The sequence below is a fragment of the Pelagerythrobacter marensis genome (assembly GCF_001028625.1).
GTDB classification, from domain to species: Bacteria; Pseudomonadota; Alphaproteobacteria; order Sphingomonadales; family Sphingomonadaceae; genus Pelagerythrobacter; species Pelagerythrobacter marensis.
The window spans coordinates 1,980,581-2,003,848 of sequence record NZ_CP011805.1 but is presented as its reverse complement, the minus strand read 5'-3'; the positions used below and the strand labels follow the sequence as shown (position 1 = coordinate 2,003,848).

The 23,268-nt window shown below is 63.6% G+C and carries 18 protein-coding genes; 13 read left to right on the top strand and 5 right to left on the bottom strand.

The window, feature by feature from the left end:
* Positions 1-28: 28 nt before the first annotated feature.
* From AM2010_RS09515 to arsH, 6 genes are all read left to right on the top strand, one after another.
* Positions 29-2,356: a TonB-dependent receptor gene (locus tag AM2010_RS09515; protein WP_047806856.1), complete on the top strand. Its 2,328-nt coding sequence runs from the start codon at positions 29-31 to the stop codon at positions 2,354-2,356.
* A 14-nt stretch (positions 2,357-2,370) separates the two neighbouring features.
* On the top strand, positions 2,371-4,029 hold the full coding sequence (locus tag AM2010_RS09510) for an alkaline phosphatase D family protein (RefSeq protein WP_047806855.1): 1,659 nt from the start codon (positions 2,371-2,373) through the stop codon (positions 4,027-4,029).
* A gap of 173 nt (positions 4,030-4,202) precedes the next feature.
* Positions 4,203-4,559: an ArsR/SmtB family transcription factor gene (locus tag AM2010_RS09505; protein WP_047807873.1), complete on the top strand. Its 357-nt coding sequence runs from the start codon at positions 4,203-4,205 to the stop codon at positions 4,557-4,559.
* Positions 4,556-4,984: an arsenate reductase (glutaredoxin) gene (gene arsC / locus AM2010_RS09500; protein ID WP_047806854.1), complete on the top strand. Its 429-nt coding sequence runs from the start codon at positions 4,556-4,558 to the stop codon at positions 4,982-4,984. Before AM2010_RS09505 ends, arsC begins: the two co-directional genes overlap by 4 nt.
* A 20-nt stretch (positions 4,985-5,004) precedes the next feature.
* Positions 5,005-6,075, top strand: a complete 1,071-nt coding sequence (arsB, locus tag AM2010_RS09495) for an ACR3 family arsenite efflux transporter (protein ID WP_047806853.1) — start codon at positions 5,005-5,007, stop codon at positions 6,073-6,075.
* A 12-nt stretch (positions 6,076-6,087) separates the two neighbouring features.
* Entirely contained in the window at positions 6,088-6,828 is a 741-nt protein-coding gene (arsH, locus tag AM2010_RS09490) for an arsenical resistance protein ArsH (RefSeq protein ID WP_047806852.1), read from the top strand.
* Between the two features lie 57 nt (positions 6,829-6,885).
* On the opposite strand, the gene AM2010_RS09485 is transcribed toward arsH, so the two are convergent.
* Positions 6,886-7,398 carry a choice-of-anchor V domain-containing protein gene (locus tag AM2010_RS09485; protein WP_058350949.1) on the bottom strand — a complete coding sequence of 171 codons (513 nt, stop codon included), beginning with the start codon at positions 7,396-7,398 and terminating at the stop codon, positions 6,886-6,888.
* Positions 7,391-8,425 (bottom strand): Vgb family protein, encoded by a 1,035-nt coding sequence (locus tag AM2010_RS09480; protein ID WP_053044040.1) that lies wholly within the window; start codon positions 8,423-8,425, stop codon positions 7,391-7,393. Before AM2010_RS09480 ends, AM2010_RS09485 begins: the two co-directional genes overlap by 8 nt.
* A 232-nt stretch (positions 8,426-8,657) precedes the next feature.
* Here AM2010_RS09480 and AM2010_RS09475 point away from each other — a divergent pair, with 232 nt between their 5' ends.
* From AM2010_RS09475 to AM2010_RS09460, 4 genes are all read left to right on the top strand, one after another.
* Positions 8,658-9,215, top strand: coding sequence for an RNA polymerase sigma factor (locus AM2010_RS09475; RefSeq protein WP_058350948.1), 558 nt, complete (start codon positions 8,658-8,660; stop codon positions 9,213-9,215).
* Positions 9,182-10,147, top strand: coding sequence for a FecR family protein (locus tag AM2010_RS09470; RefSeq protein WP_047806849.1), 966 nt, complete (start codon positions 9,182-9,184; stop codon positions 10,145-10,147). Before AM2010_RS09475 ends, AM2010_RS09470 begins: the two co-directional genes overlap by 34 nt.
* A 286-nt stretch (positions 10,148-10,433) precedes the next feature.
* On the top strand, positions 10,434-12,893 hold the full coding sequence (locus AM2010_RS09465; protein ID WP_160325594.1) for a TonB-dependent receptor: 2,460 nt from the start codon (positions 10,434-10,436) through the stop codon (positions 12,891-12,893).
* Entirely contained in the window at positions 12,893-14,470 is a 1,578-nt protein-coding gene (locus AM2010_RS09460) for a CehA/McbA family metallohydrolase (protein WP_150115330.1), read from the top strand. Before AM2010_RS09465 ends, AM2010_RS09460 begins: the two co-directional genes overlap by 1 nt.
* 52 nt (positions 14,471-14,522) lie before the next feature.
* Here the strand turns inward: AM2010_RS09460 and AM2010_RS14285 are convergent, their stop codons facing one another.
* A complete protein-coding gene (locus tag AM2010_RS14285) occupies positions 14,523-14,861 on the bottom strand; it encodes a hypothetical protein (RefSeq protein WP_053044038.1) in 339 nt (112 codons plus the stop codon).
* A 114-nt stretch (positions 14,862-14,975) separates the two neighbouring features.
* Between AM2010_RS14285 and AM2010_RS09455 the strand changes: the two genes are divergently transcribed.
* Entirely contained in the window at positions 14,976-17,327 is a 2,352-nt protein-coding gene (locus AM2010_RS09455; protein ID WP_160325593.1) for a TonB-dependent receptor, read from the top strand.
* A 27-nt stretch (positions 17,328-17,354) separates the two neighbouring features.
* Here AM2010_RS09455 and AM2010_RS09450 read toward each other — a convergent pair whose 3' ends face one another.
* The gene (locus AM2010_RS09450) at positions 17,355-17,915 is read right to left on the bottom strand and encodes a GNAT family N-acetyltransferase (protein WP_053044036.1); all 561 of its coding nucleotides are present in this window, start codon (positions 17,913-17,915) and stop codon (positions 17,355-17,357) included.
* Between the two features lie 208 nt (positions 17,916-18,123).
* Here AM2010_RS09450 and AM2010_RS09445 point away from each other — a divergent pair, with 208 nt between their 5' ends.
* Positions 18,124-21,399 (top strand): LpqB family beta-propeller domain-containing protein, encoded by a 3,276-nt coding sequence (locus AM2010_RS09445; protein ID WP_047806846.1) that lies wholly within the window; start codon positions 18,124-18,126, stop codon positions 21,397-21,399.
* Positions 21,400-21,439: 40 nt separating this feature from the next.
* A complete protein-coding gene (locus tag AM2010_RS09440; RefSeq protein WP_053044035.1) occupies positions 21,440-22,285 on the top strand; it encodes a formylglycine-generating enzyme family protein in 846 nt (281 codons plus the stop codon).
* Between the two features lie 30 nt (positions 22,286-22,315).
* Here AM2010_RS09440 and AM2010_RS09435 read toward each other — a convergent pair whose 3' ends face one another.
* Positions 22,316-23,179, bottom strand: a complete 864-nt coding sequence (locus tag AM2010_RS09435) for a LysR substrate-binding domain-containing protein (protein ID WP_053044034.1) — start codon at positions 23,177-23,179, stop codon at positions 22,316-22,318.
* Between the last annotated feature and the right edge of the window lie 89 nt (positions 23,180-23,268).

Genomic DNA, 23,268 nt, shown 5'->3' with positions numbered 1-23,268 from the left:
CCTCGTATCTCAACATCGGGAGCCCGGTATGAACGTTCGGTATGCAAGCGCGCGCGCGATTCTTCTTTCCACGGCATTGATGGCCTTCCCGGCCCTGGCGCAGGAGGCGGAAGGAGAAGACGGCGGCGAAGCAGTCGCGCAGTCGGGCAACCAGATCGTCGTCACGGCGCAGAAATTCGAACAGCGCGCGCAGGATGTGCCGATTACCATTTCGGCGCTGCGGGGCGAGCGGATGAAGGAACTGGGCGTCAGCGATCTTGACGAACTGTCCAACTATATCCCCGGCCTCAACGTGCAGGAACAGAGCGCCAATAATCCGGGTATCGTGATCCGCGGGGTCACGTCCGATTCCGGCTCCGCCCAACAGGGGCCGCGCGTCACGCTTTATTACAATGGCGTCGACATCTCGCGTTCGCGCGGCAGCTATCAGTCGATCTACGATCTCGACCGGGTCGAGGTGATCAAGGGCCCGCAGGCCACGCTGTTCGGCACCGCATCGGCCGTGGGCGCGATCAGCATCGTGCCCGCGCGGCCCGAACCGGGCCTGTCGGCGGAAATGACCGGTGTCTACGGCAATTACGACTATACTATGCTCACCGGCTACCTGAACGCGGGCAGCGACCAGGTGGCGGGCCGCATCGCTTTCGAATGGAAGCGGCGCGATGGCTATGTCGAGAACCTGAACCCCTCGCAGGAGGAGGAGCTCTACGCGCTCGACAACCTCGGCCTGCGCGGCTCGCTGCGGGTGACCCCCAGTGCCGATCTCACGATCGACCTGGTCGGCACTTTCGATCGCCAGCGCAACGGCGGCACGCCGTTCATTTCGGGCAACTTCCCGACCGAGGCCGGCCCGGCCAATCCGTTCGGCCCGGCGAACCTGGGCGGATCGCCGTTTTCCAAGGAAGTCCTGGGCAAGGACCAGCTCGGCCTCGACCGTGAGATCTACGACGTGAACCTCACGGCCGAATACGAGTTTGCCGATGGCTGGACTTTCACCACGGTCAACGGATATCGCGAGTTCGACAGCCTCGAGACGTTCGACGCGGATGGTTCGGCGGCCTGGTTCCTCGAATTCGCCGAAATCGCCGAAGGCTGGCAGTTCAGCCATGAAGGGCGCTTCGCCTATTCCGGCCTGGACCTGCGCGGATCGTTCGGCTGGAACGTCTTTACCGAAGATGGCCGGCAGAACGTCCCGTTCTCTTCGGAAGAAGGGATCTTCCTGCAATGCGCGGCCGGGGTCGTACCCGATATCCCCTGCGTCGCGCCGGATGGCAGTGTCCCTGCGGAACAGGTGACCGGCCTGCTCACCGGGGGGCAGGTGAGCCAGCTTCCCTACCAGTCGATGTTCGAGAACCAGGGCCAGAACGACAGCTATTCCGTCTTCGCCGATGCGACCTGGATCGCGACCCAGGCGCTGGAGCTGACCGCCGGCGTCCGCCTGCTGTGGGAAGATCGCCAGTCGGGCTATTTCGCCGAAGTCGCGCCTTCGGTGCTGACCGGCGGCCTCTCCCTGATACCGGGGCAAACCGATACCGGCGGAAAGACTTTCACCGCGCAGGACAGCTTCTTCGACGTTCTGCCGCGCGTCAACGCGCTTTACCGCGCGACGCCGGATCTGAACTTCTATGCCACCGTGTCGAAGGGCCGCCGCTCCGCCGTCGTGCAATTGGGCGCGACGCGTGACGAGAACGGAACGGCGGTGCCCAACTACCAGCTCGTGCCGGAGGAAGTCGTCTGGAACTACGAATTGGGCGCGAAGCTGAGCAGCGGCCCGGTTTCGGCCTCGCTGGGTGCCTATTACCTTGACTATTCGGGCTTTCAGGTCAGCGTGCAGCAGGATGACGGCACGACCCGCACCGAAAGCGCCGGATCGGCTTCCAACCTCGGGATCGAGGCGGAGCTGGCCGTCCAGGCGGCGCCGTGGCTGAACCTGTTTGCCAACGGCGCCTATATCGACGCCAAGGTGGACGAGGACTCGGCGCTGGCGGAAGCCTATTCAGGCGCGCGGTTCCGCCTGCAGCCCAAATGGCAGGCCGCGGCCGGCTTTACGATCGACGCGCCGATCGGCGAGGGGATGCGGTTCTTCGCAACGCCCAGCGTGACCCACCGCAGCCAGATCTATTTCGAGCTGCCGAACAACCCGGTCACTTCGCAAGGGGCGGTCACTCTGCTGAACGCCCGCGCAGGGATCGCCTTCGCGCAGGACCGGTTCGAGATCGCGGGCTTCGTCCGCAACGCCACGAACGAGGATTACCTGCTGGATGCCGGCAATACCGGCGGTGCCTTCGGCTATCCGACGTTCATTCCGGCGGAACCGCGCTTCTATGGCGTGGAACTGACGGCACGACTGTTCTGAAGGGGGGCTGAGCGATGACGATGAACCGCCGCAACGTTTTGAGGTTGATGGGCACCAGCGGTGCCCTGACCCTGCCTTCCGTCGCCATCGCCCGGCAGGAACCGGCGCAGGTGCGTTTCGTGCACGGGGTTGCCAGCGGCGACCCTGCGCAGGATGGTGCGGTGATCTGGACCCGCGCAACGGCAGAGGAAGGCTTTGCCGGCGATATTGCCCTGCGCTGGTACGTCGCGATTGCACCTGATGCCTCCCCTGTCGCCAGCGGAGAGGTCTGGGCACGCGCCGCAGCCGACCACACGGCGAAAGTGGAGGTCGCTTCGCTGCGGTCCGGGGCCGAATATCACTACTGGTTCGAGGCGGCGGATGGCACACGCTCGCCCACGGGGCGTTTCCGCACCCTGCCGGCGGGCGCGGTGGACCAGGTCGTTCTCGCGGTCGCTTCGTGCCAGCTCTATCCCGGCGGCCTGTTCAACGCCTATGCCGACATGGCCGCGCTGCCGCGGCTCGACGCGGTCGTGCACCTGGGCGATTACATCTACGAATACGGCGAAGCGGGCTACGGCGCCGAGATCGGCGAGCGGCTGGGCCGCCTGCCCGATCCCCCGCACGAGATCGTGACCCTGGCCGACTATCGCCGGCGCCATGCCCAGGTGAAGTCCGACCCCGATCTCCAGGCGGCGCACGCGCGGGCGGCGTTCATCTGCGTGTGGGACGATCACGAAGTCACCAACGATGGATGGATCGGCGGCGCGCAGAACCACCAGCCGGAAACCGAAGGCGACTGGGCCGGGCGCAAGGCGGTGGCCATGCAGGCCTATTTCGAATGGATGCCGATCCGCGATCCCGACCCGCTGCGCGCGCACGAGGCGATCTTCCGCAGCTTCGAGTTCGGCGATCTCGCCACGCTGGCAATGGTCGAAACCCGGCTGCTGGCGCGTGACGAGCAGGTCATGCCGAAAGGCGAACTGCCGCAGGCCGACCGCGTCGAAGCCCTGCTGGCCGAACGCGATCGAGCGGAGCGCGGGCTGCTGGGCCAGGGGCAGAGCGAATGGCTGGAAGGTGTGCTGAGCGCCTCGGTCCGGGCCGGCAAGCCCTGGCAGGTGATCGGCAACCAGGTGGTGATGGCGCGCGTCGCCGGGCCGGATCTGGAGGCGAGCCTGGGTGCGGAAGCCTTCGCCGCCATGCGGGCGAAAATGCCCGAACAGTTTCGCGATCGTATCGACGAAGCGCTGGCCGGCTATCGCGCCGGCGTACCGTTCAACCTCGATAGTTGGGACGGCTACCCCCATGCGCGCGAACGGCTGTACGGCCTGTTCGCACGTGCCGGATCGCGCCCGATGGTTCTGTCTGGCGACAGCCATGCTGCGTGGAGCAACAATCTTCACGACAGCGCGGGCCGTCTTGCCGGGATCGAGATCGGCTGCACCGCGATTTCCAGCCCATCGTACGGGTCGATCCTTCCCGGAATCGGGCGCGCACTTGCCGAAGCGAACGAAGAAGTGGCGTTCTGCGATCAGGACAACAAGGGCTATGCCCTCGTGACATTGACGCCCGAACAGGCGCAGGCCGAACACGTCGCTGTCTCGACGATATTCGCCAAGCCGTTCGAACGTCGCGTCACCGCCAGCTTCCGCGCTTCGGCGAACGGTGGCCCGTTGGGGCCGACGTCTGACTGATCCACTCGTCCGCCCGGATCATGTCCGGGCCGATCAGTTGCCGGCACCGTCGCGGTTAGCGGCGTGCATTGTCGAGCCTTGAGCACACGCGACGCACGCCGTCGAATTATTTCGAGAATACTGGAAATGTCTTGACGCTCGCCGTCAGGCCCCATATTTCGATTGTTATGGAAATGACGTCTTCGACCGCGGTGGATGCGCTCGGCGCGCTGGCGCAGGAGCACCGTCTGGCCCTGTTTCGCCTGCTTGTTCAGGCGGGCGATCGGGGCATGGCAGCAGGGGGCATCGCCGATGCGCTCGGCGTGCCGAATTCATCGCTCTCGTTCCATCTTTCACATCTGACGCGGGCCGGGCTGATCGCGCAACGTCGGGAAGGGCGCTCGATCATCTATACGGCCGATTATGCCGCGATGGACGCGCTGATGGGCTATCTTCTGGAGAACTGCTGTGGCGGTGCTCCCTGCACGCCCCTGCCTGCCGGCACGGGCCCCATCGCAAGCACCAGCAAGGAGGCGGAAGAACCCGCATGAGCAGCGACGTCATCATCTATCACAACCCGGAATGCGGCACCTCACGCAATACGCTGGCGATGATCCGCAATGCCGGCATCGAACCGCATGTGATCGAATATCGCAAAACGCCGCCAAGCCGGGCCATGCTCGAAAGCCTGATCGCAAGGGCGGGGCTCGAACCGCGCGCGCTGCTGCGGGAGAAAGGCACGCCCTATGCCGAACTGGGCCTGGGTGATCCGACGCTCAGCGATACGCAGATCGTGGATGCGATGATGGAGCATCCGATCCTGATCAATCGTCCGCTGGTGGCCTCCCCGCTCGGGGTCAGGCTGTGTCGGCCTTCGGAAGAGGTTCTGGATATCCTCCCCGCGCCGCAGGCCGGCGCCTTCGTGAAAGAGGACGGAGAGCAAGTCATCGGCGCCGATGGCGAGCGCATTCGTTGAGCGAAACCCAAGGAACCGCCATGTCTCGTGAAACCGCGACCCCGGCGGCGGTGCAGTCGCCGCTGGGCTCTTTCGAACGCTTCCTGTCGGTCTGGGTGGCCGTGGCAATCGCTGCGGGCATCGCCCTCGGCCTGGTCGCTCCCGGCGTGGTGGGCATACTGTCCAGCCTCGAGTTTGCTTCGGTCAATCTCGTCGTCGCGATCCTGATCTGGGCGATGATCTATCCGATGATGGTCAGCGTGGATTTCACCAGCATCCGCGACGTCGGCAAACGTCCCAAGGGCCTCGTCATCACCCTGGTCGTGAACTGGTTGATCAAACCGTTCACGATGGCGGCGCTCGCGGTGCTGTTCTTCGACTATCTCTATACGGGTCTGATCAGCGAAGGGGCTGCCGATCAGTATATCGCCGGGCTCATCCTACTGGGGGCTGCGCCATGCACTGCGATGGTCTTCGTGTGGTCGCAGCTCACCCGCGGCGATCCCGCCTACACGCTGGTCCAGGTATCGGTGAACGATCTCATCATGATCGTCGCCTTCGCCCCCATCGTCGCCTTGCTTCTCGGAGTGACGGAGATCGAGGTGCCGTGGCAGACCCTGCTGCTTTCGGTCGGGCTCTATGTCGTGATTCCTCTGGCCGCTGGCGCCTTTACGCGGCACCGGCTGGTCGCGAGCCACGGCGGCGATGAAGCGGCCGTCGAACCGTTCATTGCCCGCCTCAAGCCATGGTCGATCGTCGGTCTTCTGGCGACCGTAGTGCTGCTGTTCGCCTTTCAGGCGGAAACGATCGTTTCCAATCCCTTGCTGATCGTGCTGATCGCGGTCCCGATCGTGATCCAGTCCTACGGCATTTTCGCCCTGGCCTATGCGGCTGCCAAGGCGTGGAAGGTGCCCCACAACATCGCCGCCCCTTGCGCGATGATCGGCACCTCGAACTTCTTCGAACTTGCCGTGGCCGTGGCCATCGGCCTGTTCGGTCTTTCCAGCGGGGCAGCGCTGGCGACCGTCGTTGGGGTGCTGGTGGAAGTGCCGGTCATGCTCTCCCTGGTCGCCTATGCAAACCGCACACGCGACCGCTTTCCCGAATCCTGAGTGAGCATCGCAATGGAGCGTCTCCGCACACTACCCGATCCCGACAACCTGCCCGCTCTTCGCCGGGACTATGTCCGGCAGAACCCGGCGCTGGGGCTGGGGAAACTGGACCCGCCGCCGCGCATTCTGCTGCTTTACGGATCATTGCGTGCGCGATCCTATTCCCGGCTGGCGGTAGAGGAGGCGGCGCGGCTGTTGCGCCTGTTCGGCTGCGAGACGCGAATATTCGATCCGTCCGATCTGCCGCTGCCGGATCAGGTGGAGGACGATGATCATCCGGCGGTGCACGAGCTTCGCGAACACTCGCTCTGGTCCGAAGGGCAGGTCTGGTGCAGCCCCGAACGCCACGGCCAGATCACCGGAATCATGAAGGCGCAGATCGATCATCTGCCGCTTGCCTACAAGGGACTGCGCCCCACCCAGGGCAGAACCCTGGCGGTGATGCAGGTTTGCGCCGGATCGCAGTCGTTCAACACGATCAACACGCTTCGCGTTCTTGGCCGGTGGATGCGCATGGTCACGATTCCCAATCAGTCGAGCGTCGCCAAGGCGTTTCAGGAATTCGACGAGCACGGGCGGATGAAGCCATCGAGCTATTACGACCGGATCGTGGACGTGATGGAAGAACTGGTCCGCTTTACCGTTCTGCTGCGCCCGCATGCCCAGCAAATGGTCGATCGCTATTCCGAGCGTAAGGAGCGGGACGAACCTGTCGAGACATACGTCGAACAGGCGAAGCTTGTGAAAGACTGATCCGCGGACGCACCGGTTGCCCGTCCGGCGGGATCGGGCCGAGAGCGGGTTGCGTTGCTACTGCACTTCCAGCGGCACCGATGCATAATGGATCGTGTCGCCGAAGGGGGAGGCATCGTCGTTCGCGGCATTTGCGGCAATCAACAGCGTGACGGGGCCCTGCCTGTCCGGCGCGGTCCAGTCGAACGTCCAGGCCGTGCTGCCTTGCGCCAGCGTCTTGACCGCTGTCGAACGGACCGCCGCGCCTTTGCTTTCCAGGCCGTCTGCGGCAATCACCGCACCCGCCCCGTCATCCTCGCTATCGAAGGAGGCGAGGAACCCCGCGACAGCCCCGTCGTCAGGGGAAAAGCGCAGGTGGACAGTATATGTCCGGCCGACCTGCAATGGCCCGTCCAGCCCTTCGACACTGAACGCAGTGGAACTTTCCACCGGCGCTGCGCCGAAATGGCAACTGGCGCAGGCATCGCTTCGGTGCTGGGCCGTCGGCCAGGGCGCGCCATCGGGCAAAGCGGCGGCAGCGACGGGAAGAAGTGCCGCCGCCGCCAGCGGAACCAGGGCCAGTCTAGTCAAGGGCCAGACGACCGATCGTGTTGGTATCGGCGCCGAACCAGATCGCGTTGGTCGGTTCGTGATAGTGCATGTGCCGGATCGTCCCACCGCCCGATGGCACGGCGTCGACGGCAAAGTACTCGCGCTTCGCCGGATCGAAGCCGACGAAACGATTGGGCTCCACCCCGGTTTCGACGAACCAGATCCGGTCGTCGCCGTCGATTGCCATTCCGTAAGGGCGCGATGCTTCGCCCGCAGGGGCGTCCCATTCCTCGAACGTGCCTGAAGTGGGCGAATAGGCGCCGAGCTTGCCCTTGGCATAATCGACATACCAGATCCGCCCGTCCCCGGTTATGCCCATGCGGCGCGGGCGTGCTTCGGCACGGGGTAGATCGTATTCGGTCAGCTCCATCGTTTTCGGATCGATGGAAGCAAGCTTGTTCGTGCCGAGAAGAACCGCCCATACCGTGCCGTCAGCCGCGACCTCTATGCCGTAAGGGCGTGCGCGCGGTGTCGGCACTTCGATCAGCTGCACATCGTGCGTCGCCGTGTCGAGCTTGCCCATGAAGTTGCCGCCCTGGACGGTGAACCAGATGTCGCCGGCTTCGTCGAACACCAGCGTGTGCGGATCGCGGGCAGCCTCGTCGGGCATGGCAATCTTTTCGATTGTCCCGGTCGCCGGATCGATCCGGCCGATGTGCGCGGCCCGATTGCCCGCGTACCAGATCGTGCCGTCGTCGGCGACAATCAGGTTGTGCGGCCCGGCGCCTGCTTCGAGATCTATCCGCGAGAATTCTTCGGTGCGGGGATTGAACCTGGCCGCATAATCGCCGCGCTGACCGACGAACCACACTTCTTCTGCCGATATCGCATAGGGATCGCGCGGCCGTGTCTCGTCCCACGGGACCTGCCATTCCCGAATATCGAGATCGGCCTGTGGGGCCGAGATTGTCGACGACGTATCGCTGTCGGAAGCGATCGCGGCAGCGGGCATCGACAGGGCAATTGCCAGGACCGGGATCGCGCATCTGTTCAGTATCTTCAACATCGGTGGGATCTCCTGCTCTCTCGCCCGCCCGATACACTATTGCAGGGGCGGAAAACAGACGTTCGCCGGCTTGTAGGACTGCTGTCGTGCAGCCGCTCTTCGTGGTTCGAGCGCGCCCCAGTCCTTCAAAAGGCCAGGCTGACTGCAAACTGTCACCTCCGGCACCTATCCGGCGCGGGCACACTTGTTTGGGGTATCCATGTCCTGGCTTCGTCCGATAGATCAATGGTTCGTGGACCGGGTCTTCGTCTATCAGGCCAGGCACCGGGCTTATGCGGCGCGGCTGGCAGGGGACCAGGACGCGGCAGAGGACCTCGTGCAGGAAGCGTATGCCCGGCTGTTCCGGCTGGAGAACTGGGCCGAGATTGCCAATCCGCATGCTTTCACCATGCGCATCATCCACAACGAAGCGGTTGAACGCTTTCGCAAGGCGCGACTGGTGCAGCTCGATCAATCCCTCTCGCTGCAGGCGCTCGAACCGGTGGACGATCAGCCTTTGCCGGATCGCGTCGCCATTGCGCGTGACGACCTGCGCCGCCTGGCCGGATGTTTTGACAGCCTGCCAGCGCGCTGTCGCGAAGCTGTCAAACTACGAAAAATCGACAATCTTCCACCACGCGAAGTAGCGGCAAAGATGGACATTTCCGTCTCGACCTTGGAGAAACATTTGTCCAAGGGTCTCCGCCTGCTTGCCAAATGGCATTCCGCCACCGGCCCGGGCATTGACGAAACAGGCGCAACGGAATCCGCTCGCGAATGCCGCAAGATGCGAAAGCTCGGGATGAAATAGCGGCAAGAGCCGCAGACTGGCTGGTTCGGCTGGATGCCGGTTCGGTCGATCCTGCCGAATTCGAAGCATGGCGAAGCAGCGATCCGCGTCACGCGTCCGCATTCGCGCAACTCGCGGGAACATGGAAACGCTCGGGCGAATTGCGCTGGGTTTCGGCAGAAGCGCCGACAGATGGCGATCAGGACATTGCCCCGGCGGAAGAACGGCAACGTTCCGGCATGAACCGGCGGGTGGCCGTGACAGGCCTTGCTGCCGGTCTTGCGGCCATAGTCGCCGGTGGGGGGGTATGGCTGCACACGCGGCGCGAAACTGCCGCGACCGGCATTGGCGAGCGACGCCTAGTGCGCTTGCCGGGCGGTGCGCTCGCCAACCTCAACACCGATACCGAGATCGCCTGGCACATGGGCGATATTCTGGAAATCTGGGTCGAGAAAGGCGAAGCGGCATTTCGCCTCTCCGGTGGGGAGGCAGGACGCGCCATATTGCATGCCGCCACGATCCGCGCCGAACTTGTTGCCGGCAGCTACAACTTGCGGTTGTTCGACAGGGGGCCGCGCCTGGCGGTGATGACCGGTGTCGCCATTGTCAGCGGTGCGGGCGAACTCGCCCAAACGCTGCGGGCGAACGAGGTGTTGATCGGCAATGCATCGGGGTTCGCCAAAACGGCATTGAGCAGCGAAGACCGCGAGCAGGCCGATGCTTGGCAACGCGGCGAGATCATCTTCGATGGCATGGAGCTGGCCGCTGCGCTGGACGAGTTCAATCGCTATCTGACACGGCCGATCCGGCTGGCCGATCCTTCGATTGGCGCGGTCCGGCTGGGTGGACGGTTCCATGTCGACGATCCTGCGGGTTTTCTGCAAAGTCTGAACGACGGTTTCGGCATCCGAAGTCGCCGCGAGGATGCGGCTATCTTACTCTATCAACAGTAGAAATTTCGCTGAAACAGCGCCCTTCAGGCGTCGCCGCCACGGCCTGAAAAATTTTTCCCGGATACGATAGCGGAATTTCCGTCCGCCCCCGTCTTGGACGCAGGGTGTTCAAAACGCAGGCCCGGCAGTGCCGTCATCCGGCGCGCGCGCAAGCACAGGCGCAGCGCGATTCCGGACTGGGGGAAGCTGTGCCTGGCGCAAGGACACCCGCGAACGGATTTCACCTCATGGGGGTTTTATGAAAACGCAGTTGATCGCAGTGTCTGCCATTTCCCTGGCTACCGCTTTGGCCACGCCAGCTTGGGCGCAAGATGGCGCCCCTGTCGCCGATGCTCGGGAAGAACCAGAGGCCGAAGGGCAGCGCGGTAGCGAGTTTGACGAGATCATCGTGACCGGCCGCGCCGGCACCTCCGATCTGCGCAAGGCCGAAGCGAGCTACGCCGTGACGACACTGAGCGACGAGGCATTGCGGATCACGAATCCATCGTCGGCAGCGGAAACCTTCAAGATGGTGCCCGGCTTCTGGGTGGAATCGTCCGGCGGCGAAGGGTCGAACAATGTGCGCGCCCGCGGCATCCCGACCGATGGCTATTCCTCGGTCGCGCTGCAGGAAAACGGCATCTCGGTGCAATACGATGGCGGTCTCGGCTATCTCAACGCCGACCAGTCCTTTCGCTTCGACGAGACCATTGCCCGCGTCGAGGCGGTGCGTGGTGGCCCGGCATCGATCTATGCACCGAATGCGCCGGGCGGTGTGGTCAATTTCATTACCCGCAAGGGAAGCGAGAATCCCGGCGGGCTGGTGAAGTACACCTGGGGCAATTACGGCCTCAACCGTCTCGACGCCTATTACGGGACCAGTCTTGGCGACAACTGGGGCGTGTTCGTTGGCGGTTTCTACCGCCAGAGCGACGGGATGCGCGACATGGGCTTCAAGGCCGAGAAGGGCGGCCAGATCCGGGGCACGATCGACTACAACGATGGCCGCAACAGTTTCGCGCTCGACATCAAGCACATCGACGACAAGGTGCCGTTCTACCTGCCTGTGCCGCTGACTTACGATGCCGATGGTGACATCGCCGATGTACCGGGTTTCGATTCTCGCTCGGACACGCTTGCGGGGGGCGATACGAGGCGCGTCGACATCCTCAACGTTGGCCAGCCTTACGATTTCGATCTGTCGGAAGGCACGCATACTCAATTGACCCAGGTCACCCTGACCGGGTCGCTGGCATTGAGCGACACTCTGACGCTGGAATCGCGGACTCGCTACAAGGATGCGGATATCCTGCGCAACGCCGTGTTCCCCACCGGCAACGTCACGCCCCTGGATGAATACCTTGCCTCGCTGTCCGGCGCGCTGGCGGCATTCCCCGGCGCGACCGAGTTGCGGGCCCAGTATGCCAGCGACGGTTCGGTCCTGACGTCCACGACCAACGGCAATGGCCTGCTGATCGGCGGCAATCTGCTGTCGGTCTCGGTCCCGATCGAGGAGATCATCACCGACAACCGCCTCGTCGCCGAAATCGAAGCGGGCGGGATACATAACCTGGCGCTGGGCTTCACCTATGGCAGCGCGGATTTCCGCTTCGACCGCTACATGGGCACGTCGCTGCTCGATGTGCAGGGCAACGCCCGGTTCGTCGATGTCGTGGCGCTCGATGCGAACGGCGATGTTGTCGGATCGGTCACCGACAACGGCTTCCTGCGCTATGGTTCGATCTACGACAATGTCTCGATGGGAGCCGAAAACATCGCGATCTATGGCGGTGACGAATGGCAGATCACCCCGGAACTGCGCCTCGATGCCGCTGCGCGCTGGGAAAGGACGAATATCAACGGCGTCGTTGCGCAGAAGACGACGGTGAGCCTCGGCGACGATACCAATCTGGCAGACGATAACGTGCTGACGGGGAGCGGCGCCTTCACTCCGGTCGACCGCTCTTTCGACGACTGGGGCTGGACGATCGGCGCGAACTATCAGTTTACCCGCTATGCCGGCGTTTTCGCACGCTACACCGACACGTTCCGCCTACCGAGTGCGGGCGAGTACAATGGCAATCCCGAGCGGACCGATCAGCGTTCCATTCCGATCAAGATGGCGGAACTCGGTTTCAAGTACGGTAGCCCGGTTTTCGATCTGTTTGCGACCGCGTTCTATTCGAAGTTCGAAGGCGTTCGCTTCACCAACTACCGCTTCAACGAAGAGACCAATCAGTATGACGATCCGCAGGTCGTGATCGCCGATACCGAAACCCTGGGCATCGAACTGGAAGCCTTGGTGAAGCCGGCCGATTTCTTCGATTTCGCCGTGCAGGCCACGTGGCAGGATCCGCAGTACAAGGGGTTCACCTATACCGACCAGGCCGGCAACCTGATCGACTACGACGGCAACCAGCTGATCCGCGTGCCCAAGCTGGCCCTGCGCGCGGTCCCGGGCGTCAACCTGTTCGACGGCCGGCTGCGCGCCGAGCTTGAGGTCGAGCACTATTCGGACCGCTATCCCGATATCGCCAATAACCAGACGCTGCCGTCCTACACGCAGTTGAACATCAATGTGCGCGGCGAATTGACGGAGAATCTCGTGCTTGGTCTGAACGTCACGAACCTGACCGACGAGCTGGGCCTGACCGAAGGCAATCCGCGTGCCGGATCGTTCGACTCAGGCGATGCCAACGCGGATTACTTCCTGGCTCGCCCCGTGTTCGGCCGCACGATCCGGGCATCGCTGGGCTTCAAGTTCTGATGGTAATGCGTTCCGGGAATAGAGTGCCGGCCTTCGGGCCGGCACTCATGCTCGCGGTGCTGGCTGCGCCGGTGCTGGTGGGTATGCCTGCACCTGCCTTCGCGGAAGATCAGCCTGCCGCGCGGGACAGGGGCCTGCCTTCGCGCGATGTCGATCTGCGCCTGACCGGCACGATCACTGGCGCCGATCACCAGAGTTACAAGCGCGTCCCGTTCCCGGTCCCGGAAGGGGTGGATCGCCTGGTCGTCGCCTTCGATTACGATGGGCGGGAGGACAAGACCGTCATCGATCTCGGCATAGAGGATATGCATGGTTTTCGCGGCGCGAGTGGAGGCAACAAGCCGCATTTCACCATCGCGCGCAGCGATGCGACCCCGTCCTATCTCGCAGGTCCGATCGATGGTGGCGAATGGGCCCTCGCACTCGCGATACCCAATATCCGGCAGGGTGTGACATCCCGATGGCGTGCGCGCATCTGGTTCCTGCACGGTGCCGAGGCGCAGATGCCACCGCCACCCACCGAGGGGCGCGGCCCCGGCTGGTATCGCGGTGATCTGCATATGCACACCGGCCATAGCGATGCCTCTTGCGACAGCGACGCCGGCCGTCGGGTGCCGTGCCCGTTGTTCCGCACGGTCGAAGCAGCGAAAGCTCGCGGGCTGGATTTCATCGCCGTCACCGAACACAATACCTCCAGCCACGCCAATGCACTGTTCGAAGTGCAGGACTATTTCGATCGCATGTTGCTGATCCCGGGCCGCGAGATCACCACATTCTTCGGCCATTTCAACGTCTTCGGAATCACCAGCCCGATCGATTACCGTATCACCAGGGGCGGTCCGGTCACGTTCGACACGATTGCCGATAGAGTTCATGATCTGGGCGGTATCGTATCGATCAACCATCCAGGTCTTCCCAGCGGAGAAATCTGCATGGGCTGCGGCTGGACGATGGATGGCGTCGATTATGCCAAAGCCGATGCGATCGAGCTGGTGAACGGGGCGTCGCTGGCATCGGCAGACCGGGATGCCGAAGGGATCGTATCTGCCATCCCCTTCTGGACCCAACGGCTTTCCGATGGCTACACGATGGCGCCGCTGGGCGGCAGCGACAATCACGATCCCGATGGAGAGGGGCTTCGCGCAGTCGGTACGCCGCTGACCGTGATCGAGGCGGCTGACCTCACGCCGCAGGCCCTGTTCCAGGGGATTCGCGAGGGCCGCAGTTTCATCGTCGTCGACCCTTCGATCGCGCCGCTCCATGTCGACTTTGTCGCTGTTGCCGATGGGCAGACGGCCCAGATGGGCGGGGCTCTGCGATCGACGAATCCGACGGTAAGATTGAACCCCGATGTCACGGCGCCTGCCGGCAGCGTGATCCAGTTCTACCGCGGCGAGCAGCGAATTGCGGAACTGGCGCTGGCGGACGCGGAGAAGGGGGTTGATGTCGATCTGGGCGCCGGCTTTCATCCCGTGCATCTGCGGATCAGATCGGCGGCCGGCGCTCTGCTGGCCATCGGCAACGCGGTGCAGATCGAGATCGAGGCGCGTCCGGATGAGGCACCGCTGACACGATAGTGACCCATAGGTGGGATAAGGGCACGCGATGCTTGGCCCAGTACGCAATGCGTCACGTGCCCTTTCCCCTGCCTGCGCGCTTGTCCTTGGCCTGCAGCTGTGCACAGGCGCAGGCCTGATCGTCCTGCCCGCACCGGCTCAGGCACAGGAACAGCAGCGCGAATTCGATATTCCTGCGGGCGAACTGTCTCAGGCGCTCCAACGGTTCGCGAGACAGGCTGGCGTGCAGATCCTGTTCCCCTACGATCAGGCGCAGGGAAAGCCCAGCCGCGCAGTGAAAGGACGCATGACGATATCCGCAGCGCTGCAACGACTGCTGGCCGGGCAGCGGCTGGTCGTGGTGAAGAGTGACAGGCAGCGGATTACATTGCGAGCGGCCCCGGCCGGGCATGATCCCCGGACCCGGCAGCGGCGGGCCACCAGGCGGCAATCGGTGCCGCGGCCGCCGCCACCTGAACCAGCACCACCACCGCAACCGATAGAGATCGTGGTGACAGGGCGCGCCGTGTCGGCGCCCCTTACGGTCAGTGAAACGAGCTATTCCCTGACAGCCCTTTCCCGCAGCGATCTCGATCTATCAGCACCGCTGTCATCCTCCGCACTTTTCCGGCAGATCCCCGGCTTCTGGGTCGAATCGTCGGGCGGGGAAGCGGGGAACAATGTTCGCTCGCGCGGGATACCGACCGACGGATTTTCGGCGGTTGCATTCGCGGAAAACGGCATTCCGGTGCAATACGACGGCGCGCTCGGCTATCTTAACACCGATCAATCCTTTCGCATCGACGATACGGTGGCGCGGGTAGAGGCCGTTCGGGGAGGACCGGCCAGCCTGTTCATGCCCAACGCTCCCGGCGGGGTCGCCAACTTCATCACCCGATCGGGCCTGGATGAGCAGGGCGGGCGGATCACGCTGACAGGGGGCGACAACGGATACCGCCGCATCGATGCCTGGCAGGCACTGCGCCTGTCGGAAGAATGGGGGGTGGTTGCCGGGGGCTTCTATCGCCGCGATGGGGGCCGTCGTCCGCCGTCCTATACGGCCGACAGCGGCGGGCAGTTTCGCCTGTCCCTCGATCATCGCAGCGCCGGGAACAGTCTATTGCTGGACCTGCGGCATATGGACGACAGGGTCACTTTCTATCTGCCCGTGCCGTTGCGGCTGGATGAAGAGGGGGAGCCAGAAGCCATCGCCGGGTTCGATCCCCTTCGAGATTCCCTGGCGGGACCGGAAACGCTCAAGCTGCCGCTTTACAACGGCCGGATGCCGACGGAGTTCGACACGTCGGAAGGCACGCATACGCGGCTGACGGCGCTCACAATGCGCGGCATGCTGAGCCTGGGCGGCGGGAGCGAATGGCATGGTGGGCTGCGCTGGCGCACAAGCGAAACCATCCGCAACGCGCTGTTCCCAACCGGGACTCCGATGACGGGCCAGTCCTACCTGGCCTCGATCGAAGATCGCATGAAGGCGGCCTTTCCCGATACGGCAAGTCTTGCGCTGCGCTATGCCCTCGATGGCACCGAATTTCCCGCCGAAGCTGGCGCGAACGGGCTGGTCACCGGCGGAAATTTGCTGGCTGTCTCTGTCCCGCTGGACGAAGTGCTGGCCGAAACGAAGCTGACCACGACGCTTGAGGCAGCAGGGCGGCACGACATCGCGCTGGGCATCAGCGGGGCGCATTATGCCTATCGTTTCGATCGCTACATGGGCACCGTGCTGCTGGAAGTGGCGGACAGTGCGCGCCTGATCGACGCTGTGGCGCTGGATGCGCAAGGCGGGATCGCGGGACGTTATACCGATGGCGGAGTTCAGCGGTACGGGTCGATATTCGATTCCGCCCGCATGACGGTCGATGCCCTGGCGGTGCATGCGTCCGACGAATGGCGAATGTCGCCGCGCTTGCGAATTGATTTCGGCGCGCGCTGGGAAGTGAACCGTATCGATGGCCAGGTGGCGGGCCAGACCACACTGGATCTGGGCGATCCGTCGACCCTTGCCGACGACCAGATTCTGGCGCCCGATGGCACGATCATTCCCGTTCGGCGCAGCGACAGCGGGTTCGGTTGGTCGATTGGCGGCAGCTACGAAATGTCGCCCGATCTGGCGCTGTTCGCGCGGTATACGCGCAGCTTCCGGCTGCCCAGTGCCAGCAACTTCAACACTACGCCGCTCCGCACCGACCAGAAGACCGTGCCGATCACAATGGCCGAACTGGGGGCGAATTATACCGGCGACACGTTTGACCTTTCGGCCACGGCCTTCGCCACCCATTTCCAGCGCTTGCCATTCAGCGATTTCCGATTCGATTTCGCGACCAACGCCTATGTCGAACAGACCGAGATTGCCGATACGCGAACGTTCGGGGCGGAACTGGAAGCGTTCTGGAACCCGGCCGGGCCGTTCGAAGTCACGGTCCAGGCGACTTTGCAGGACGGGCGATATCGCAATTTCAGTTTCACCCAGGTGATGGATGGTGAGCCGGTGCACCGCGTATTTTCAGGCAATCGCCTGATCCGTGTGCCGCGAATGGCGGTGCGCGCGGTGCCGGCAATTGCGTTGATCGAAGATCGGCTGCGGATCGAGCTGACGGGTGAGTATTTCTCGCGACGCTTCGGCGATATCGCGAATGAACAGGCACTGCCTGCTTACCTGCTCGTCGGCCTGAATTTGCGGGCATTGCTGTCCGACAGGATCAGCTTGCGCGCCCATGTCACCAACCTGACCGACACACTCGGCCTGACCGAAGGCAATCCGCGCAACGGGTCGTTCGATGCCGGTTCATCGACGGGCGAATACTTCTTTGCCCGGCCGGAATTTGCACGGACGGTTCGCCTGGAAATGGCGTTCGAATTCTAGACCGTGAGCCTATGAATCCGGTCGCGTCTACGGCGATGATGCCGTTCCGTCGCCGCGAGGGACCGGGTGCTCTGTAGGGATACTGCGCGTCATCCATCTGGCGCGGGCACCGTAGCTGGAGAGCTTCGTCTTCAGTTCGCCTGACACGGGTGGTTCCAGAAAGCCCAGCCGGTGCCAGTATTCATGCGCACCTTCCACCGCCACCAGTTGCGCTTCGTGCAGCTTGTCGCGCGCCGCAGCGGCGAGGGCGTGGTCGACAAGCAGCTTGCCGATGCCGAGGCCCCGCCCGGTCTCCGATACGGCGAGATCGTGGATGAACAGCACTTCGCCAGGATCATTGCCTTCGACGATCGCCCCAATGGGCGGCGGCGAGCCGTCGCGCCATCCATACGCGAGCAGGTAGCCCACGGCCTCGCCCGCTATCCTGGCGGACAGACAATAGGAACAGGGCAGGGCCAGGCGGTTGAGGAATACCGCTTCGTCTTCGATGAGCGAGGGTGGATATGTACGCGACTGGATAGCAAGCACCGCGGACATATCCGCAAGGTTCATCGTTTCAATCGACGGTTGTGCGCTTGCATCGGCCATTGCGCTTCTTCTCCCAGCCTTCCGAATACTGCAACCGGTTCGTCGCCAGGCGGGGACGGCCATCCTTGTGGTCGAAGAGAACGGGACAAGGCAACCGGTGACGGCGCCGCAACAGGTCTTTCCCCTTTCGCACCGGTCAGCGATGCATGTTGTATTTTACCTGTCACAAGGTGGAAGATTTGGCCTTGGCCGAAGATGGGGGGACGGAATGGCATTGGGTGCTAACCGGAAGAATCTGTTTGGAAGCGTTTCGCTGCTTGTCGCCCTGGCAAGCGCTCAGCCGGCGATCGCCGCGCCCGAGATACTGGAAACGCCCACACGCGAGGTGACGCTCACCCTCAGCGAAGGCACCTGGATGAGCACCGACGTCAGCCCCGATGGGCAAACGATCGTTTTCGATCTGCTCAACGACATCTATGCGATACCGGCGGCCGGCGGCGAAGCCCGGGTGATCCTTTCCGGCCCTGCGACCCAGCGCAGCCCGCAAATCAGCCCGGATGGCCGCAAGATCCTCTACCTCAGCGATGCAAGCGGCGCGGACAATATCTGGATTGCCAATCTGGACGGTTCCGAGCCGCGCCAGATCAGTCACGAAACGGCGGACATGATCACGGCGCCTTCGTGGTCGCCCGACGGAAGCGCCATCGTTGCGACCAAGACGAGCACCTCGGTGTTCGATATGCGCACCTCGGAACTGGTCGCATTCGACCTGCAGGGTGAGCAGCAGCGGCAACTGGTCGCGCCGCCGGAAAGCGGCAAGGATGTGCAGGAACCGCGCTATTCCCCCGATGGCCGCTATCTCTATTATACGGAACGGGTTGGGGGGATCCACTATGTCCACCTCAATCCCAACCTCAGCAATTTTGTCATCCGCCGGCGCGACTTGCAGAGCGGCGAGGCGGTCGATCTGATTTCCGGCTTCGGGAGCGCAACGTCCCCCCAGGTTTCGCCCGACGGATCGGCGATAGCCTTCGTCCGGCGGGTGGGGGCAAAAACCGTGCTGTTCCGTTACGACATTGCGACCGGCCGACAGAACGCGGTCTACGACGAACTCGCCCGCGATCTCCAGGCCGACTATCTGGCGCAGGAGCACTATTATCCCGCGTTCGACTGGTTTCCCGACAATCGGCACGTGGCCGTCTGGGCCAAGGGTGAATTGGTCAAAGTCGACATGCGAACCGGCGAAGCCGCCGACATTCCCTTCCGCGCGAATGCCCGGCACGAGATTCATCGGGCCGTGCGTACCGAACTGGACCTGGCGCCCGACCGCGTTGACGTAAAGGTCGTCCGCCAGATCGCTCCGTCGCCTGGCGGCAACGAGATTCTTTTTCGCGCGCTGGGGCGCATCTGGCGCCAGGACATGGCTGGCGATGCTCCGCCGCGCCCCCTGACCGATAGCGATGCCGCCCAGACCGATCCGCGATGGTCTGCCGATGGTCGCTGGATTGCTTACGTCGAATGGGATGACGAGTCGGGCAGCACGCTTCGCCTGCGCAGCGCCGAAGGGGATGAGGAAAAAGTCCTGGTGCGCAGCGGCGGGATCATTGCCGAGCCGGTGTTTGCCAACAGCGGCCGACAGATCGCCTACCGCATTCTCGACCCCGATACCCAGATGGGCGGCGCGCACGACGTTGCGGGGCTCTACGTCGTTGGCGTCGATGGCAGGCAGCCGCGCTATCTGGCGCCGGCCAGGGGGGTGGCGCGCTTCTCCCCCGATGATCAGCGGATCTATTTCATGGGGCTGCCGGACTTCGATGCCCGGCGCGCCGTAATCCTGCGCAGCGTCGCGGCGCAAGGCGGCGACATACGCGACCACGCATATGCCGAAACCGCCGATACCGGGGATTTCACGCTGAGCCCCGATCTTGAATGGATCGCATTCAAGGAATTCCAGGAACTGAACGTGATGCCGTTTCGGCCCGCCGGCGAGCCGATCGCGATCACCGCGCGGAACAACCCGGCGGCCCGCCTGCTGACTCGCTCGGGCGGTTTCGAACTGGCATGGAGTGACGTTTCCGGTCAGCTTTTCTGGACGCTCGGCCCGGATGTCTTCGCAACGCGTCCCGATGCGGGCGGGGTTGTGGAGAAGCCGGCACACTCGGTCGCGCTAAGCGCGCCGGCCGACGTGCCGCAAGGCAGCATAGCCTTCGTCAACGCGCGCATTCTGCCGATGACGGGCGACGACACGATCATCGAAAACGGGGCCGTGGTGGTCGAAGGCAATCGCATCACTGCGGTGGGGCCGGCGGGTGAGGTGGCGATACCGGATGCGGCCAAAATATACGACCTGACGGGCAAGACGCTGATGCCCGGCTTCTTCGATGCGCACGGTCACATCGATTGCTGTTACGGAACCGGCGCCATGCCGCAGAAGCACGCCGTCCGCTACGCGGCGCTGGCTTATGGTGTGACGACCAACTTCGATCCTTATGCGAACGAGCTGCCGAGTTACGAAACCGGCGAAATGACCATCGCCGGCCTGATGGTCAGCCCGCGCTGGCTGACGACGGGGCATGTCATCTACGGGCGGTCGGGGAAGCCCGATCGCGTCTTCAACCGGATCCGCAATCTCGATGATGCCCGCGCCGTAATTCGCCGCAAGGCCGCCATCGGTGGCACGGTGCTGAAAAGCTACAAGCTGACCACGCGCGAGCAGAAGCAATGGCTGCTGCAGGCTGCCGCGGAAGAAGGGCTGATGGTCGACGCAGAAGGGGCGGGCCACTTCTACGACAACGTGTCGATGATCCTCGATGGGTACACCAACCTGGAACACAATCTGCCGGTCGCGACGTATTATGACGACCTGCTGCAGCTGTTCAGAAATTCGCAAATGTCCACGACGCCCACGCTCGTGGTGACGTTCGGTGAACTGTTCGGCGAGAACTATATCTACCAGAACCAGGAACCGTGGAAGGCGCCGAAGGTCCGCACCTTCATTCCCGGGATCAACAATGCCTACAACCCGATCCAGGGGCCTTCGGACGCGCCGCTCTATGTGCGGGCGATGCAATCGGTCCATCAGGCGGATGAACTGTACGACGTCGGTTTCCGTTCGGTCGCGCGTTCGATCAAGCGGCTCGACGATGCAGGCGTGGTCGTAAATGTCGGGTCCCACGGACAGGCGGCAGGCATTGCGCTCCATTGGGAAATGCAGTTGCTGGCGGAAGGCGGAATGGCACCGATGCGCATCCTGCGTGCCGCCACGATCAACGGCGCGAAGACCTGGGGCCTCGATCATCAGCTCGGATCGATAGAGCCCGGGAAGCTCGCGGACCTTATCGTTCTGGAACGGGACCCGCTGGCCGATATCCAGAACTCCGACAGCGTTATCTACACGATGGTCAATGGGCGGCTCTACGATTCCGCGACGATGAACGAAATCGGCAATTACGACCGGCCACGAACCAAGTTCTATTGGGAGATGAGCGATCAGCACGGAATCGACTGGAACCCGGCCTGGGCCGGCAGCGCGCGCCAGCGCTAAACGGCTTGCGGCGGGTGTCGCCGCTGCGTCTATCCTGCTGGTGGCGGCTTCGCCTCAGGGTGAGGCGCGGTATCAGGAGGCAGTGCCGGAAATGGTCGCTGTTCCCGGCGGGACTTTCGCCATGGGCGCGACGGTCGATCGCGGATATGGCCCGATCGACGGCCCGACACGCCAGGTCACCGTCGCTCCGTTCCACCTTGCTGCGCACGAAGTGACCCTGGACGCCTTCCGCCGATTTACTGAGGAAACCGGCTATGTCTCGGCCGGAAAGTGCAACGTCTATACCGACGATACCAGCTGGCACATCGACCCGGATCGCAACTGGCAGACACCGGGATTTGTCCAGGCCGCCGATCATCCTGTGGTCTGCGTGAGCTGGCGCGATACCCAGGCGTTCATCGGCTGGCTGAATGCCGCGACCGGCAGGCAATATCGCCTGCCGAGCGAAGCGGAGTGGGAATACGTCGCGACCCTGGCCGATCTCGGCGACACGCGGGGCGGCGGTCCCGGCGTGACGCACGAACTCGCCAATATTGGTAAGGTGAAATGTTGCGGCGGCAAGGCCGAAGGGCGCGATGTGTGGATCGAAACCGCGCCGGTCGGCAGCTTTCCCGCCGATCGGCTGGGTCTCTACGATATTCGCGGCAACGTGTGGGAATGGCAGGCCGACTGCTATCACGACGATTACGTTGGCGCGCCCGCTGATGGCTCGGCCAGGGGCGAATGCCCCACTGGGGGATACCATTCGATACGTGGCGGTTCCTACGGCGATGCGGGCGAATTTCTGGAAGAACGTTTTCGGCTTCGCGGACCGGAAGACCAGGGCTTTTTCACCGTCGGCTTCCGGCTCGCGCATTCTGCCGAAGGGGCGAATAAGGGACGCTGAGTTGCCGCGCCCTCTGCCGGTTTACGTTGCTTACCCCGGCAGTTGGGTGGCCAGCCATTCGGCGAAGTCCACTGCGGCTGGCTTGTCGCCCGCTTCCGGCAGCACGATGTAATATGCACTGCCCGTGCGCAGTTCCAGATCGAACAGCGTAACCAGTTTGCCATCCTCGATCTGCTCCGCCGCGAACAGTTCGGGGAGGAGCGCCACGCCCAGACCCGCCGCCGCGCCGGATACGGCCATGCCGAACTGGTCGTAAACGGGGCCGCGATAGGCGCCGTCCCCGCGCAGCCCGGCCGCGGCATGCCATTCGGCCCAGGCCGCGGGTCTGGTCCTGAGATGGATCAGCGTTGCCCGCCCCAGGTCGGAAGGAGCTTCGATTGCTTTGGCCTCCCGATATTCAGGGCTGCACATTGGCACCATCGTCTCGTCGACAATGCGCCGCAGGGTCCCACCGGGCCAGGCATCCTCTCCATGATGGATCGCCAGGTCGAAGCCTTCGGCCTCGAACGAAAACGGGCGTGTCCGCGATGCCAGGTTGACCGTTACGTGCGGGTGCAGGGCCAGGAACTGCGGCAGGCGCGGTGTCAGCCAGTGTATGCCGAATGTCGGTAGCGTCGCGATATGGAGCGTCTGTTCCACCGTCCCTGCCGACATGGCCTGCCGCGTCGCGGTGTTGAGCTGCCCCAACAGGGCGCGCACCTGATCCTGATAGTCGCGGCCCACAGGGGTCAGGCTCACGCGCTGGCGGACGCGTTTGAACAGCGGCGTGCGCAACCGCTGTTCCAGCGCAGCGACTGCCCGGCTGATCGCCCCTTGCGTCAGGTTCAGTTCCACCGCCGCGCCGGTGAAGCTGCGATGGCGCGCGGCGGCTTCGAACGCGACGAGTTCGTGCATTCGGGGCATTTGCCGGCGCGGTGGGATCTCTATCGGTTGCACCCCCATATCATTACCAGCACGCATGAATTCATGGCAAGTGTTCGCTT

Bases quoted from the DNA above. Each gene is read 5' to 3' on its own strand.
- AM2010_RS09515 (WP_047806856.1), top strand. From the start codon at position 29: ATGAACGTTCGGTATGCAAGCGCGCGCGCGATTCTTCTTTCCACGGCA.
- AM2010_RS09510 (WP_047806855.1), top strand. From the start codon at position 2,371: ATGACGATGAACCGCCGCAACGTTTTGAGGTTGATGGGCACCAGCGGT.
- AM2010_RS09505 (WP_047807873.1), top strand. From the start codon at position 4,203: ATGACGTCTTCGACCGCGGTGGATGCGCTCGGCGCGCTGGCGCAGGAG.
- arsC (WP_047806854.1), top strand. From the start codon at position 4,556: ATGAGCAGCGACGTCATCATCTATCACAACCCGGAATGCGGCACCTCA.
- arsB (WP_047806853.1), top strand. From the start codon at position 5,005: ATGTCTCGTGAAACCGCGACCCCGGCGGCGGTGCAGTCGCCGCTGGGC.
- arsH (WP_047806852.1), top strand. From the start codon at position 6,088: ATGGAGCGTCTCCGCACACTACCCGATCCCGACAACCTGCCCGCTCTT.
- AM2010_RS09480 (WP_053044040.1), bottom strand. From the start codon at position 8,425: ATGTTGAAGATACTGAACAGATGCGCGATCCCGGTCCTGGCAATTGCC.
- AM2010_RS09470 (WP_047806849.1), top strand. From the start codon at position 9,182: ATGCCGCAAGATGCGAAAGCTCGGGATGAAATAGCGGCAAGAGCCGCA.
- AM2010_RS09460 (WP_150115330.1), top strand. From the start codon at position 12,893: ATGGTAATGCGTTCCGGGAATAGAGTGCCGGCCTTCGGGCCGGCACTC.
- AM2010_RS14285 (WP_053044038.1), bottom strand. From the start codon at position 14,861: ATGCCCGGCCGGGGCCGCTCGCAATGTAATCCGCTGCCTGTCACTCTT.
- AM2010_RS09450 (WP_053044036.1), bottom strand. From the start codon at position 17,915: ATGGCCGATGCAAGCGCACAACCGTCGATTGAAACGATGAACCTTGCG.
- AM2010_RS09445 (WP_047806846.1), top strand. From the start codon at position 18,124: ATGGCATTGGGTGCTAACCGGAAGAATCTGTTTGGAAGCGTTTCGCTG.
- AM2010_RS09435 (WP_053044034.1), bottom strand. From the start codon at position 23,179: ATGCACGAACTCGTCGCGTTCGAAGCCGCCGCGCGCCATCGCAGCTTC.